Origin of the sequence: Kluyvera georgiana ATCC 51603 (assembly GCF_001654985.1) — a bacterium.
Lineage (GTDB): Bacteria > Pseudomonadota > Gammaproteobacteria > Enterobacterales > Enterobacteriaceae > Kluyvera > Kluyvera georgiana.
The window spans coordinates 37905-52844 of record NZ_LXEU01000038.1; the positions used below are offsets into that span (position 1 = coordinate 37905).

Below are 14940 nucleotides of genomic sequence, written 5' to 3' on the forward strand. Positions count from 1 at the left end.
AATGAGCAAATACGTATTTGAACCCCAGGCTCCGGTCGCGATTCCGGTTGTTGGCAGCGACGAGCAGTTCCCGGTACGCCGCGTTTACTGCGTGGGCCGTAACTATGCCGCTCACGCCCGTGAAATGGGCTTTGATCCGGATCGCGAACCGCCGTTCTTCTTCTGCAAACCGGCCGATGCCGTGGTCCCCGTTGCCGCGGGCGAAACCCTGAACCTGGCCTACCCGGCGCAGACCGACAACTATCACTATGAAATTGAGCTGGTGGTCGCTATTGGTAAAAAAGGTAGCGATATCCCGCTGGAAAAAGCCGAAGAGTATATCTGGGGCTACGCCACCGGACTGGATATGACCCGCCGCGACCGTCAGATGGAGATGCGCCAGATGGGCCGTCCGTGGGAAATCGGCAAGGCCTTTGACCTTTCTGCGCCGATTGCGCCGCTGCATAAAGTCGCCGACGCGCCGTCGCTGGAAAAAGCGCCAATCTGGCTGCAGGTTGATGGCAAAGATCGCCAGCGCAGCGATATTGAACATCTGATCTGGGATGTGAAAGAGACCATCAGCTATCTGTCCGGCTTCTTCGAGCTGCAACCGGGCGACCTGATCTTCACCGGCACGCCGGAAGGCGTGGGCGCGGTGGTGAAGGGCGAAACCATCACCGGTAACGTCGAAGGGTTAACGCCGATCGCGGTGAAAATTGTTTGAGGTGAGCGATGAAGCTGTACAGTTTTTTTAATAGTTCGGCCTCTTACCGCGTGCGTATTGCGATGGCGCTGAAGGGCATTGACCACCAGACGGTAGGCGTCAACATCCGCATCGGCCAGCAGAACGCGCTGGAGTACCGCCGCCTGAACCCGGTGGGTCTGGTGCCCGCGCTTATCACCGATAACGGTGAATCGCTGGGCCAGTCGCTGGCGATTATTGACTGGCTGGACAGACATTTCCCGCAGACGCCGCTGCTACCGGCGAACGATCCGCAGCGCATGCGCGTGCTGGAAGTGGTGTACGCCATCTGTTGCGACATCCACCCCATCAACAACATGCGCGTATTGCGCTACCTCAGCGATGAGCTGAAGGTCAGTGAAGAAGAGAAAAAACGCTGGTATGCCCACTGGATCCAGCAGGGGTTGAGCGCGGTTGAACAACTGCTGCGCCGAAGCCAATCCGGGGCGTTTTGTTTTGGCGATGCGCCGACGCTCGCCGACTGCTGCCTGGTGCCGCAGTGGGCTAACGCCGAGCGCATGGGCTGCGATCTGAGCGGATTCCCGCGCTGTAAAGCGGTCTATGACGCCTGTACGGCGCTGCCGGCCTTTATCGCCGCCGCTCCGGAAAACCAGCAGGACAAGATCCCGGCGTAGTCAGAAAAGGAGAATTATCATGGCAAAAGTCACGCGTGCAATCATTGTCGGCGGCGGTATTGGCGGTGCGGCCACCGCGCTGTCGCTGGCCCGTCAGGGCATCCAGGTGATGCTGCTGGAACGGGCGCACGAGATCGGCGAAATTGGCGCCGGGATCCAGCTGGGGCCGAACGCGTTTTCCGCGCTCGACAGCCTGGGCGTGGGCGACGTCGCCCGTCAGCGTGCGGTCTTTACCGATCACATCACGATGATGGATGGGGTCAACGGTGAAGAGGTGATCCATATCGAGACGGGACAGGCGTTCCGCGATCACTTCGGCGGCCCGTATGCGGTTATTCACCGTGTGGATATCCATGCCACGGTCTGGGAAGCGGCACTCCAGCATCCGGGGGTGAAATATCGCACCTCCACCCATGTGGTGGACATTCGTCAGACTGCGGATGATGTCACCGTATTTGATGATAAAGGCAACAGCTGGACGGCGGATATTCTGATTGGCTGCGACGGGGTAAAATCCGTGGTGCGGCAGAGTCTGCTTGGCGATACGCCGCGCGTCACCGGTCACGTGGTGTACCGCGCGGTGGTAGAACGCGACGATATGCCGGAAGACCTGCGCATCAACGCGCCGGTGCTGTGGGCTGGCCCGCACTGCCACCTGGTGCACTATCCGCTGCGCGGCGGTAAACAGTACAACCTGGTGGTGACCTTCCACAGCCGCGAGACGGAAGAGTGGGGCGTGCGCGACGGCAGTAAAGAAGAAGTGATGTCGTACTTCAAAGGCATTCACCCGCGTCCGCGCCAGATGCTGGACAAACCGACCTCCTGGCGACGCTGGTCCACCGCCGACCGCGAGCCGGTGGAGAAGTGGGGGAACGATCGCATTACGCTGGTAGGCGATGCCGCACACCCGGTTGCGCAGTATATGGCGCAGGGCGCCTGCATGGCACTGGAAGATGCGGTGACGCTAGGCAAAGCGTTGACCCAGTGCGACGGCGATGCCGCCCGTGCGTTTGCGCTGTATGAATCTGTGCGTATACCGCGGACCGCGCGTATCGTCTGGTCCACCCGCGAAATGGGCCGCCTGTATCATGCGGCGGGCGTTGAGCGTCAGGTGCGAAACCTGCTGTGGAAAGGGAAAACCCAGGACGAGTTTTACCGGGGGATTGAGTGGCTGTACGGCTGGAAAGAAGAAAACTGTCTGGAACCGCGATAGCCGCGGTTGCCACGATGGGCTCTCTCTTTTAAGGGTTGCCTCTTATACAAAACTTAGTGGGACAGGACCGAATATATGTTAGTCAGGTGAAAGGTTCCGTTCACTTTACGTCAGGCAGAACATGATGTCTTTTCACCGGTGAACAGGCCAAGGGGGGCGGCCGCGCCCCCCTTGGCAATCCCCGCGGCCCCGCGGGGAAATCGGTGCTTCGCACTACGCTCACCTACGAACTCCAGCCTGCGGCACGGCGAAACTCGAGATTACTCGTCCCATCCCTGGGACTCGCCCTTCGGGCCAACGCAAGCGTTGTTCAAAATTGCTCCCGGCAATTTTGTCCTGTCTCGGTTCGCCTCAGTCCGCCATCCATGGCGTCCTGACCTTGTCTTCCATTCTCCGGCTCGCCGATTTCCAGCGGGGGACTCATCGGTTTCAGTGGCTCTGATTTTTGCTGTTAACTAAAAGACCGCACTGGTGTTGGCGGCGGCGATTGGCCGCCCCTTGCGCGCTCCCTGCGCCCGTGCAATTTATGCGGCGAGAACCGGATAAGGAGCGCAACGGAGTAATAAATCCGCATACATCTCCCTCATCCCTGATAACTGTCGTCGGGAATTGTGTATTAGAAACAGCTTCAGGGAGAGGAGGTCGAATGGGCCGCAAACTAACCCACCAGCGCCTTATCTTTGGCTAACATAAACGGCCGCAAATACCCCACGGCATTCGACAACGGCAACACGTCATCGCTCAACGCAATATGCAACGTCTCGCGAATATATGCCCGGCGTGCCTCAATACGTGCCCACAGATCCGGATAATTCTTCGCGATCTGCTGGCGTAACGTGGCATCGGCCAGCGCAATGCTCTCTTCCGCGCTGGTTCCGGTATATCCCGGCACCGACGGAATGATATCAATCTGCATCACCATGCCGCTTTTCAGCGTTTCGACAGAGCCCGAATACACCGGCGAGGACATCCACTCTTCATCCGCGCTCAAATGCCCCGGATTCAGATGCCAGCCGTACTGGGCTTTCGGCAGTACGCATTCGACTAAATCGTAAAGCTCGCCGCCCGACATACCGATCTTAATATGTTCAAGCCACGTCATGACCGCGCCAAAATAGGGCTTCGCCACGCGGTCCAGATAATCACGCTGGTTTTCCGGCAGCTCGCTTTCATCGGCAATGACAAACCCGGTTCGGCTGGACAGCCCACCCTTAAACCCGGTAGTCATTGACAGCGGCTGGCCGCGTTCGACCTTTTTCCACGAAGGGTAGAGGTTGGCCTTCTCAAAACGCTGCCCGGTTGCCGCGATAGTGACGATCGACGGTGCCTGCCCTTCGGCTGCAAGCAGCGCGCCCAGATCCACTTCACGAATGCCCGGTTCGACGGCGTCCAGCGCAGCCAGCATGCAGCGAGAGGCGAGGTTGGCACCATACTCGTAATGGGCAATTTCGTTGGCGTTATTGACCGTTCTGGCCCCCTTATCACCGCCAATAAACAGATGTGCGGCGTTGACCAGATCGGCATGGGTGCTCTGTTTTATTGCGTCGACGATAAACCACGGCAGGTCAAACAGCTTCGTGTTGTCACTCCCGGCAGCCGTAAACATCTTCCAGCCGACCAGACCGACCTTCGACATGGCGCTGAGCCCCGTTTCGCTAAACAGCTGCGCCAGCGGTTTTTCGTTATCCATTGGCTGATTCGGCAGCGAGAACAGCGGACAGTGCTTTAACGTGACCGGAATACGCGAATGAGCCGCCATCTTCAGGTTTTCATTACCGAGGATCGCGGTGGCGTGCCCGGATTTATGCAGCACAAGCAGGCCTTCCTCAAAGCGCGGGATAAACCCGGTCAGATATTCAAAATTGCTCCCGTGCTCTTTATCGGCGTAAATCACCAGCGCATCGAAGCGCTCTTCCTGCATTCGCGCGAGCAGCTTATTTTTACGTTCGAGCAGGGTGGCGTCGGTCAGTGTGACCGGCGGTACGTCGCTGAAGCCGCGCGGCGGCTGGATACGCTTTAGCTGGATATCCCTGGTATTCATTATTCACCTCCTGATGTGTCGACTGGCAGTGGAAAGCGGCATACTAAGACGTTACCATAGCGCCTCTTTTTTTTCCGGATAACAATATGCGTGTTTTACTGGCACCGATGGAAGGTGTGCTCGACTCCTTAGTGCGCGAGCTGCTGACCGAAGTGAATGATTACGATCTGTGCATTACCGAATTTCTGCGCGTGGTGGATCAGCTGCTGCCGGTAAAATCGTTCTACAAGCTCTGTCCGGAACTGCATAACGAAAGCCGCACGCCTTCCGGCACCCGCGTGCGTATCCAACTGCTGGGGCAATATCCCGAATGGCTGGCGGAAAACGCCGCCCGAGCGGTGGAGCTCGGTTCCTGGGGCGTGGATCTCAACTGCGGCTGCCCGTCGAAAACCGTTAACGGCAGCGGCGGCGGGGCCATGCTGCTAAAAGACCCGGAGCTTATCTACCAGGGGACAAAAGCTATGCGCGAAGCCGTGCCGGCACATCTGCCGGTAACGGTTAAAGTGCGTCTGGGCTGGGATAGCGGCGCGCGGCAGTTTGAAATTGCCGACGCGGTGCAGCAGGCTGGGGCCACTGAACTGGCGGTGCACGGGCGCACCAAAGAAGATGGCTATAAGGCCGAGCGCATCAACTGGCAGGCGATTGCCGATATCCGCCAGCGGCTTTCCATTCCGGTTATTGCTAACGGCGAGATCTGGGATTACGACAGCGCGCAGGCGTGCATGGCCGTGACCGGCTGCGACGCGGTGATGATTGGTCGCGGCGCGCTGAACGTGCCGAACCTCAGCCGGGTCATCAAATACAACGAGCCGCGACTACCGTGGCCGCTGGTAGTCGATTTACTGAAAAAATACGCCCACCTGGAAAAGCAGGGCGATACCGGCTTGTATCACGTGGCGCGCATTAAGCAGTGGTTGGGCTATCTGCGTAAAGAGTACGCTGAAGCCACCGAGTTGTTTACCGCCGTACGCGCGTTGCAGGAATCGAAGCTGATTGCCCGGGCGATTCACGACTGGCAGGCATAAAGTATCCGATCTGCATCACAATTTTCCCGTCGTTCCATTGAGCAAAGCGACCGTTAAATGAAATACTCGTAGCCGATTGTTACTGCTACGGCAGGCAAAACCTGATTATCTGACGTTTGTCAGGAGTCAGGTTTTTTTGTTTCTGGGGTTCATATACACAAAATCATTCAAGTTGCATCAAGGCGGCAAGGGAATGAATCCCCAGGAGCGTACATAAGTCCGTGACTGGGGTGAATGAGCGCAGCCAACGCGGAGGCAGCTTGAAGGATGAAGTGTATAAATGCAGATCGCCAAAGTTCTTAATAATAATGTGGTGGTGGTTCTGGATGAACACCGGCGTGAGCAGGTGGTGATGGGGCGAGGGCTAGCCTTTCAGAAACGCGTCGGCGACTTATTGGATGAGTCGAAAATCGAGAAAATTTTTGCCCTGCAAAGCGATGAGCTGGCGGGGCGTTTAGGTGAATTACTCAGTCAGATCCCGCTCGAGGTGATGACCACCTGCGACCGGATCATCGAACGGGCGCGCGAGCGGCTCGGAAAATTGCAGGAAAGCCTCTATATCACGCTGACCGATCACTGCCATTTTGCGATTGAGCGGCAGAAAAACGGCGTCGCGCTGCGCAACGTGCTGCTGTGGGAAACCAAACGGCTCTACCCGAAAGAGTTTGCGCTGGGCCAGGAGGCGCGGGCGCTGATTGCCCAGCGGCTCGGCGTTGAGCTCGCGGAGGATGAAGCCGGGTTTATCGCCCTGCATCTGGTGACCGCTCAGCTGAATAGCGAAATGCCCGAGGTCATGCACGTTACCCGGGTGATGCAGGAAATCTTGCAGCTGGTGAAGTATCAGCTGCGGCTGGAGTACAACGAAGAGTCGTTAAGCTATCAGCGCTTCGTCACCCACCTGAAGTTTTTTGCCCAGCGGATGCTGACGCGAACGGTGGTGGAAGACGACGACGCGGAGCTGCACAGCGCGGTAAAGGACAACTACGCCAAAGCATGGAAATGTGCGGAGACCGTCGCCCAGCATCTGCAAAACAGCTACCAGCGGTCGCTGACGACGGAAGAAATTATGTTTCTCGCCATTCACATTGAACGGGTGAGAAAAGAGGGGCGTTAGCCCTTCCACAACCGGATTGTTACTGCATCATGCAGGCAAAACCTGAGCGCGACGTCTTACCGGCGTCGTTCTCGGGTTTTTTTGTTTTTAATACTCGGTCAAGGAATATTGCATGGAATACAAAGTACTCGCGCAGGATATTCTCAGCCACGTTGGCGGCAAAGAGAATATTGTGAGTCTGGTTCACTGCGCCACGCGGCTGCGTTTTAAGCTTAAAGAGAGCGCAAAGGCGGATGCCGACGCGCTGAAGGCCAACCCGGGCGTGATCATGGTGGTGGAGAGCGGCGGCCAGTTTCAGGTGGTGATTGGCAACCACGTCCACGACGTCTGGCAGGCGGTGCGCTATGAAGCGGGGATCACCGATGACAGTGAATCGGTAGCGGTGAAGGGGGAAAAAACGTCTCTCCTCGGCCAGGTAATTGACGTGGTTTCCGGTATTTTTGCCCCGTTTATCGGCGTGATGGCGGCGACGGGGCTGTTGAAGGGGCTGCTGGCGCTGGCGGTGGTGTGCGGCTGGCTTAACCCTGAACAGGCGACTTATAAAATCTGGTTTGCCGCCAGCGATGCGCTGTTCTTCTTTTTCCCGCTGTTTCTTGGCTATACCGCCGGGAAGAAGTTTGGTGGTAATCCGTTTATCTCGATGGTTATCGGCGGCGCGTTAACGCATCCGTTGATGATTGAGGCCTTTGAAGCCGCGCAGGCACCGGGGGCGAGCGCCGAGTATTTTCTCGGTATTCCGGTGACGTTTATCAACTATAGCTCGTCGGTTATCCCGATTATTCTGGCCGCGTGGGTCAGCTGCTGGATTGAACGGCGCAGCAACGCGCTGCTGCCGTCGGCGATGAAAAACTTCTTCACCCCGGCGATTTGTCTGGCGATTGTCGTACCGCTGACCTTCCTGGTTATTGGCCCGGTGGCGACCTGGCTCAGTCATATGCTGGCCAACGGCTATCAGGTGGTGTACGAAGTAGCCCCGTGGCTGGCCGGGGCCGCATTGGGCGGGCTGTGGCAGGTCTGTGTGATCTTTGGTCTGCACTGGGGGCTGGTGCCGCTGATGATCAATAACATGACCGTTCTTGGTCACGACTCCATGCTACCTATCATTCTCCCTGCGGTACTGGCGCAGGTGGGGGCGGTGCTGGGTATCTTTCTCGCTACCCGCGATGTGCGTCAGAAAGTGCTGGCGGGATCGGCGTTTTCCGCAGGCCTTTTTGGTATCACCGAACCGGCGATTTATGGCCTGACGCTACCGCTGCGTCGCCCGTTTATCTTTGGCTGCGTGGCCGGCGCGTTGGGCGGTGCGATTACCGCGTTCAGCAATAGCTACGCATTCTCGTTCGGCCTGCCGAATATCTTCTTCCCGGCGCAGATGATCCCGCCTGGCGGTATCGATGCCAGCGTGTGGGGTGGGCTTATCGGCACCGCGGTGGCCTTTATTCTCGCCTGTGCGCTGACCTTCTTTGCCGGATTACCGCGTAAAACGATTGAGCCCATGGCGGTCGTGAAAGCCGGTGAAAATGACGTGCTGTCGCCGATGACCGGCAGCGTACTGGCGCTGGATCAGGTGCCGGATAGCACGTTCGCCAGCGGCCTGCTCGGCAAGGGCGTGGCGATTATCCCGAGCGAAGGCAAAGTGATCGCGCCGTTCAGCGGTGAGGTGGCCTCGATTTTTCAGACTAAACACGCGATAGGTTTACTGAGCGACAGCGGGATTGAACTGCTGATCCACGTGGGCATCGACACCGTTAAGCTCGACGGCGCGCCGTTCACCGCCCACGTCAAAGAGGGCGACAAAATTCAGGCGGGCGATCTGCTGTTAACCTTCGATCGCCAGATGATTCTGGACGCCGGTTACGACCTGGCGACGCCGATTATTATCAGCAACAGCGATGACTATCCGGGGCTGGAGATCGTTGCCGCCAGCGCGGTCAGCGCCGGTCAGCCGCTGTTAACCGTACAGCATTAATCACAGGAGAGAGAGATGAAAACATTCCCACAGACGTTTTATTGGGGCGGCGCGACTGCTGCAAACCAGATTGAAGGCGCCTATCTTGAGGATGGTAAAGGACTATCCACTTCCGATGTGCAGCCACAGGGCGTTTTTGGTGACGTGGTCGAACGCGTGGCGGGCGATACCGGCTTAAAAGATATCGCTATCGATTTTTATCATCGCTATCCGGAAGATATTTCGTTGTTTGCCGAGATGGGCTTTAACTGTCTGCGGGTGTCGATTGCTTGGACGCGTATTTTCCCGAACGGCGACGACGCTGAGCCAAACGAAGCTGGCCTGGCTTTTTATGACAAGCTGTTTGATGAAATGGCCAGGCACAACATCACGCCGCTGGTGACGCTGTCTCACTACGAGATGCCGTGGGCGCTGGTGAAAAACTACGGCGGCTGGGGCAATCGCAAGGTGATTGGTTTCTTCGAGCGCTATGCCTGCACGGTGTTTGAGCGCTACAAAGGCAAGGTCAAACTGTGGCTGACCTTTAACGAAATCAACATGTCGCTGCACGCACCGATGACCGGCGTGGGTCTGCCGGGCGACAGCAGCAAAGCTGAGGTTTATCAGGCCATTCACCACCAGCTGGTGGCGAGCGCGCTGGCGGTGAAAGCCTGCCATGAGATTGTGCCGGAGGGGAAAATCGGCAATATGCTGCTGGGCGGCCTGATGTACCCGCTAAGCTGCAAGCCGGAAGATGTGTTCAAAACCCTGCAGGAGAATCGCGGCTGGCAGTTCTTTGGCGACGTCCAGGCGCGCGGAGCGTATCCGGGCTATATGCTGCGCTATTTCCGCGACAATGGTTTTGCGCTGGAGATAACCGATGCCGACCGAGAAGCGTTGAAATCGACCGTCGATTTTATCTCGTTTAGTTACTACATGACCGGTTGCGTTACCGCTGACGAGGCGCTGAACCAGAAAGCGCGTGGCAATATTCTTAATATGGTGCCAAACCCACATCTGGAAAGCTCGGAGTGGGGCTGGCAGATTGATCCGCTGGGCCTGCGCACGCTGCTGAACGTGCTATGGGATCGCTACCAGAAGCCGCTGTTTATCGTTGAAAACGGTTTAGGGGCGAAAGACAAAGTGGAAGCCGACGGCAGCATCAACGATGACTACCGAATTAGCTATCTGAACGACCATCTGGTGCAGGCACGGGAAGCGATTGAAGACGGCGTTGAATTGATGGGCTTTACCAGCTGGGGGCCGATTGACCTTGTCAGCGCGTCAAAAGCCGAACTGTCCAAACGCTACGGTTTTATCTACGTCGACCGCCACGATGATGGCAGCGGCACGCTGGCGCGCAGCAAGAAGAAAAGCTTTGACTGGTATAAAGAAGTGATTGCCACTAACGGCGCGAGTCTGAAAGCGTAAGCTTCGGTGAATTGTCGAATGGCGCTGCGCTTATCCGGCCTACAATGCTAACGATCCGTAGGCCGGATAAGGCGTAGCCGCCATCCGGCAATATTCACGCCGGTTTGCGGGCCCGCAGCAGGAAGATCATCGGCCGCTCTTTCTCTTCATCCAGCGCGGGATTGGCGGCAATCTGTTCCGCCGTTGGACCCCATTCATCCACATGCTCTATCACCAGCCCGGCCGCTACCAGCGCGTTAATCCAGCTGCCGAGCTTACGGTGCTGTTTTTTCACGCCGTCGGCAAACCAGTTGCTGATGCGTTCACCCTCCTGCTGATAGTGGCTCACCGGCCAGCTTTTTTGCCCGTTCTCGTCCAGCCGCCAGCCCTGCTGCAACGGCGCGGTGTAGATCGGATGCTCGGCGGAGAACACCAGCACGCCGCCCGGCGTCAGCGCCCGGTAAACGGTGGCCAACAGCGGGGCAATATCGGGCAGATAGTGCAACGCCAGCGAACTGTAGACCAGCTCGCAGCTGTTGGCGGCAAGGGTTAAGTTTTGTAGATCTTCACAGCGGTAGGTAATACCCTCGCCATCGGTCATCTCCTGCGCGCGCGAGCATACGGCTGGAAAGATCGTACCCGGTGACCTCTGCGGCACCCCGATCGCGCGCCCAGCGGCAAAACCAGCCGTAGCCGCAGCCGAGATCAACCGTGCGTAAACCGGCGAGCGGCGGCAGCATTTGCTGGATAGCAGGCTACTCTGGCGCGCCGTCCAGCCCTTTTACCGAACGGTCGAGCGTGGCGTAGCCTGCGAAAAAATTCGGGTCGTCGTAGATGTTCTGACTCATATTCACTCCCTGACGCTAAAATGTTATTAGCTGTTTTTAAGTATGTCTATTTATGTTCCCACACGCTTTACTAAAAGGATTTGATTCATTTAAATTATTATCACTTTCCTTCTTTTGTAACCGACCTATCACATGAACTTGACTCTGAAAAAAAGCGTGCTGTCCGGCTTGCCTCTGCTCATCGCGCTGGCTGGCTGCGCGCCATCGCACGATATTGGCAACCCGATTAAGCAGCAGGCTCCGGCCTCCAGCGTGGCGACGGATTTACCCGCTGCAGTGAAAAATGGCTGGCCGCAGAGCAACTGGTGGCAAGGCTACCACGACGCCCAGCTCAATAACTTGATTAGCCGCGCGCTGGCAAATGCGCCGGATATGCAGATTGCCGATCAGCGCATTAAGCTGGCGGAAGCGCAGGCCAGAATGTCGAAGTCATCGCTTGGCCCGGAAGTGGATTTCGGTGCCGACCTTGAGCGGCAAAAAATGTCGGCAGAAGGGCTGATGGGCCCGTTTGCTACCGATTTAGACGGTAATACCGGGCCGTGGTACACCAACGGGACTTTCGGCCTGACCGCCGGTTGGGATCTTGACCTGTGGGGGAAAAACCGTGCTGAAGTGAAAGCGCGCATTGGGGAAGTGAAAGCGCAGGTGGCCGAGCAGGCGCAAACTCGCGAGCTGCTCTCCAGCAGCGTGGCGCGCCTGTACTGGCAGTGGCAGACCGAAGCCGCCATCCGCAGCGTTCTTGAGCAGGTGAAAAGCGAACAAAACAATATCGTTAGCGTCGACACCGCGTTGTTTGAGCACGGTATCACTAACTCCGCTGAAGGGGCCGAAAACGATATCAACGTTAGCAAAACGGATCAGCAGTTGGCCGACGTTGAAGGCAACATGAAAGAGATTGAGGCGCGGCTGATGGCGCTGACCAATAGCCAAAGCCAGTCGCTGAATTTGCACAAGGTTGAGCTGCCTGCGGTGGCCAGTAAAATGCCGTCCCAACTGGGCTATGATCTGCTGGCGCGTCGCCCGGATCTCCAGGAGGCGCATTGGTATATTGAGGCCTCGCTCAGCGAAATTGACGCGGCGAAAGCGGCCTTCTATCCGGATATCAACCTGATGGCCTTCCTGCAGCAGGACGCGCTGCACTTGAGCGATCTGTTCCGCCATTCAGCGAATCAGATGGGCGTGACCGCGGGGCTGACGCTGCCAATCTTCGACAGCGGCCGTCTTAACGCTAACCTCGATATCGCCAGCGCGCAGAATAATCTGTCGGTGGCGAAGTACAACAAAGCGGTTGTCGATGCCGTCAATCAGGTGGCGAAAACGGCCAGCCAGGTCGAAACGCTGATGGCGAAAAACCAGCAGCAGGCGCAGGTTGAGAAAGATGCGCAGCGCGTGGTGAACCTGGCGCAGGCGCGGATGAACGCCGGGATTATTCCGGGCTCGAAGGTGAGCTTAGCGAAGCTGCCGGCCTTACAGGAGCGGATTAGCGCCTTGCGTCTGCACGGCCAGTGGGTTGATGCCAGCATTCAGCTGACTTCGGCGCTGGGCGGCGGCTATCATATGACCGATAAGTCGTAAGAGGCTACGGATTCATTCCCCCCTGTGTTGCAATACAGGGGGGAATGAAAAACCAATATTCAGATTAAATAATATTAATTGCTATTATATCTGTCAAAAATCTAATTTTTAATTTAATTAAAAATAAAAGCTTATCTCTAATTAAAATATGCTGCCGATCACGTATTTATATTTAATTCAATGACAGCGTGTTTTCTTCCCACTAGTATCGCTCACCAGAAAAACAATATCTCTGGTCTTATTTTTATTATTGAAAAATACATTCATTCTTTAAATATTATAGCCAGTTCCTCCTGATTTTATTTTGACATTAAAAAGCAGAGGACGATTGCGTGAAAAAATTAATAACTCTTGGGATGCTGGCATTTGTCAGCGCATCGGCGAGCGCGGTAACCATAGACCTGCGTCATGAATATACCGACACCTCGCAGGGGCAGAAGGACAGGGTGCTGATCTCACACCGCTTTGCCAACGGTTTTGGTTTCTCCGTCGAAGCTAAAACGAAATCGGGCGGTGAGCATTCGGATAAAGCCTTTAATGATGTCGTAGATAATGGCGATGAATATGTTCTGAGCTATCAATTTAATGCAATGCCGAATATAACCGTTCAGCCGGGTTTTGCCTTAGAAACGTCATCATCGAAGGCGATATATAAACCGTATATTCGTGGGCAATATAATTTCGAAGGTGGTTTTTATGTTGCTGCTCGTTATCGCTACGAATATACCCGTGATACATCCAGTACCAAAGATGATGAACACGTCAACCGCGGCGATCTGTGGTTAGGTTATAAAACCGGGCCGTGGACGTTTGAAGGAAATTATCTTTATAAGAAAAGCGAAGATTATAATCGTTACGATAACGGTAAAGATGATTACGAGCTGGATTTCAAAGTAGCTTATAGTATCGATAAAAACTGGAAGCCTTACGCGCAGATCGGTAACGTCTCCGTCAGCAGCGACGAAGACGATCGCCAGACCCGTTATCGCGTGGGTGTGCAGTACACTTTTTGACCCACACGACCTCTGAATATGACCGGGCGCTTCGGCGCTCCGGTTACTCTTCCGTCGAACGTTTTTCCCGCCGTTTGAACCACCAACGTACCGCCACGACCAGAGCCACCGCCAGCGCCAGCCAGATGATGTGCTTCAGATGTTTATCCAGATGATGCAGCCACGGGCCGATAGCTTCTCCGCCCAGATAACCGAGGGTGGTAAACAGTAGCGCCCAGATCAACGCGCCGAGAATATTCAGCGGCAGGAAAATTTTTGGCGGCAGCTGGCTGGCGCCAATCAGCAGCGGGCCGATAACCCGGAAGCCATACATAAATCGGCTGCCGATGACAAACAGGTACGGATGGCGGTTTATCAGACGTTGCGCCTTCCTGATACGCGCCTGATGGCGTGAAAAACGCTTCAGTAGCCGCCCGCCAAACTTCCGGCCCAAAAGATACAGCACCTGATCGCCAATCATACCGCCCAGCGCCACCGAAATCACAACCAGCGGAAATTTCAATAGCCCCTGATGCGCCGCCACGCCACCGAGTAGCGTAATGGTTTCACCTTCCGCCATGCTGCCAATAATCAGCGCCGCGTAGCCATAGTGGGAAATCAGGTTATTGATATCCATAAAAACACTCGCTCCTTATAACATCATACTATTCATCATACACCCTCAGGGCGAGATTGCAGGGGCCGCTATTTTTTGCGTTGTACATAAAATAATCATTGGCGTGAATTATACTTACAGTAACGTGGTACGAAGCCGTGCAGAGGAGGCGTTATGAACCATGTATGGGGACTGTTCTCCCACCCTGACAAAGAAATGCATGTTATCCGCAGCGAGAACGAAACCGTTTCTCACCACTATGTGCATCACGTGCTGATCATGGCGGCCATTCCGGTGGTCTGCGCTTTTATCGGCACCACCCAACTGGGCTGGAACTTTGGTGACGGCAACGTGGTCAGGCTGTCGCTGATGACGGGCCTGGGCATGGCGGTACTCTTCTATGCTCTGATGCTGGTGGGCGTAGCGGTGATGGGACGGGTGATCTGGTGGATGGCGCGTAACTATCCTCAGCGTCCATCCCTTAAACGCTGTATGGTGTTTGCCGGCTACGTCGCGACGCCTATCTTCCTGAGCGGTATTGTGGCGCTTTACCCGCTGGTATGGCTGTGCGCGCTGGTCGGGACGGTCGCGCTGTTTTATACCGGTTATCTGCTTTACATCGGTATCCCGACTTTCCTTAACATTGACCGGGAAGAGGGGCTAAGCTTCGCCAGTTCGACCCTGGCTATCGGCGTGCTGGTACTTGAAGTGCTGCTGGCGCTCACGGTGGTGTTGTGGGGCTACGGCTACCGGCTATTCTGAGTTCTGATATGCATTGCTGATGTGAATTAAATTACGTCAGCAA

11 protein-coding genes and 2 pseudogenes are annotated in these 14940 nt (G+C 56.0%); 10 read left to right on the top strand and 3 right to left on the bottom strand.

Annotation, left to right across the window (positions count from 1 at the left end):
* Window position 1 precedes the first annotated feature (1 nt).
* Genes M989_RS08175 through M989_RS08185 form a run of 3 tightly spaced genes read left to right on the top strand, consistent with a single transcriptional unit; the run spans window position 2 to window position 2569 of the window.
* Window positions 2-703 (top strand): fumarylacetoacetate hydrolase family protein, encoded by a 702-nt coding sequence (locus tag M989_RS08175; protein WP_064544141.1) that lies wholly within the window; start codon window positions 2-4, stop codon window positions 701-703.
* An 8-nt stretch (window positions 704-711) separates the two neighbouring features.
* Window positions 712-1356 carry a maleylacetoacetate isomerase gene (gene maiA, locus M989_RS08180; protein ID WP_064544143.1) on the top strand — a complete coding sequence of 215 codons (645 nt, stop codon included), beginning with the start codon at window positions 712-714 and terminating at the stop codon, window positions 1354-1356.
* 19 nt (window positions 1357-1375) lie between these two features.
* Window positions 1376-2569 (top strand): 3-hydroxybenzoate 6-monooxygenase, encoded by a 1194-nt coding sequence (locus tag M989_RS08185; RefSeq protein ID WP_064544145.1) that lies wholly within the window; start codon window positions 1376-1378, stop codon window positions 2567-2569.
* Window positions 2570-3227: 658 nt separating this feature from the next.
* Here M989_RS08185 and M989_RS08190 read toward each other — a convergent pair.
* On the bottom strand, window positions 3228-4610 hold the full coding sequence (locus M989_RS08190; RefSeq protein ID WP_209438757.1) for a M24 family metallopeptidase: 1383 nt from the start codon (window positions 4608-4610) through the stop codon (window positions 3228-3230).
* Window positions 4611-4696: 86 nt separating this feature from the next.
* On the opposite strand from M989_RS08190, the gene dusC reads away from it, so the two are divergent.
* The 4 genes and pseudogenes from dusC (at window position 4697) to M989_RS08210 (ending at window position 10125) form a co-directional block, all read left to right on the top strand.
* Window positions 4697-5635, top strand: a complete 939-nt coding sequence (gene dusC / locus M989_RS08195) for a tRNA dihydrouridine(16) synthase DusC (RefSeq protein WP_064544149.1) — start codon at window positions 4697-4699, stop codon at window positions 5633-5635.
* Window positions 5636-5915: 280 nt separating this feature from the next.
* Window positions 5916-6749, top strand: a complete 834-nt coding sequence (gene bglG / locus M989_RS08200) for a transcriptional antiterminator BglG (RefSeq protein ID WP_064544152.1) — start codon at window positions 5916-5918, stop codon at window positions 6747-6749.
* Window positions 6750-6775: 26 nt separating this feature from the next.
* Window positions 6776-8715, top strand: a pseudogene (gene bglF, locus M989_RS08205) (PTS beta-glucoside transporter subunit IIABC).
* A 15-nt stretch (window positions 8716-8730) separates the two neighbouring features.
* On the top strand, window positions 8731-10125 hold the full coding sequence (locus tag M989_RS08210; protein ID WP_064544157.1) for a glycoside hydrolase family 1 protein: 1395 nt from the start codon (window positions 8731-8733) through the stop codon (window positions 10123-10125).
* A gap of 94 nt (window positions 10126-10219) precedes the next feature.
* On the opposite strand, the pseudogene M989_RS08215 reads toward M989_RS08210, so the two are convergent.
* A pseudogene (locus M989_RS08215) lies at window positions 10220-10952 on the bottom strand (class I SAM-dependent methyltransferase).
* A gap of 132 nt (window positions 10953-11084) precedes the next feature.
* Between M989_RS08215 and mdtQ the strand changes: the two are divergent.
* Together mdtQ and M989_RS08225 are read left to right on the top strand one after the other, a co-directional pair.
* Entirely contained in the window at window positions 11085-12527 is a 1443-nt protein-coding gene (gene mdtQ, locus M989_RS08220) for a multidrug resistance outer membrane protein MdtQ (RefSeq protein ID WP_064544158.1), read from the top strand.
* Window positions 12528-12883: 356 nt separating this feature from the next.
* The gene (locus M989_RS08225; protein WP_064544160.1) at window positions 12884-13540 is read left to right on the top strand and encodes an oligogalacturonate-specific porin KdgM family protein; all 657 of its coding nucleotides are present in this window, start codon (window positions 12884-12886) and stop codon (window positions 13538-13540) included.
* A 43-nt stretch (window positions 13541-13583) separates the two neighbouring features.
* Here the strand turns inward: M989_RS08225 and M989_RS08230 are convergent, their stop codons facing one another.
* A complete protein-coding gene (locus M989_RS08230; RefSeq protein WP_064544162.1) occupies window positions 13584-14156 on the bottom strand; it encodes a DedA family protein in 573 nt (190 codons plus the stop codon).
* 153 nt (window positions 14157-14309) lie between these two features.
* Between M989_RS08230 and M989_RS08235 the strand changes: the two genes are divergently transcribed.
* The gene (locus tag M989_RS08235) at window positions 14310-14897 is read left to right on the top strand and encodes a Yip1 family protein (protein WP_064544164.1); all 588 of its coding nucleotides are present in this window, start codon (window positions 14310-14312) and stop codon (window positions 14895-14897) included.
* The last annotated feature ends 43 nt before the right edge of the window (window positions 14898-14940 follow it).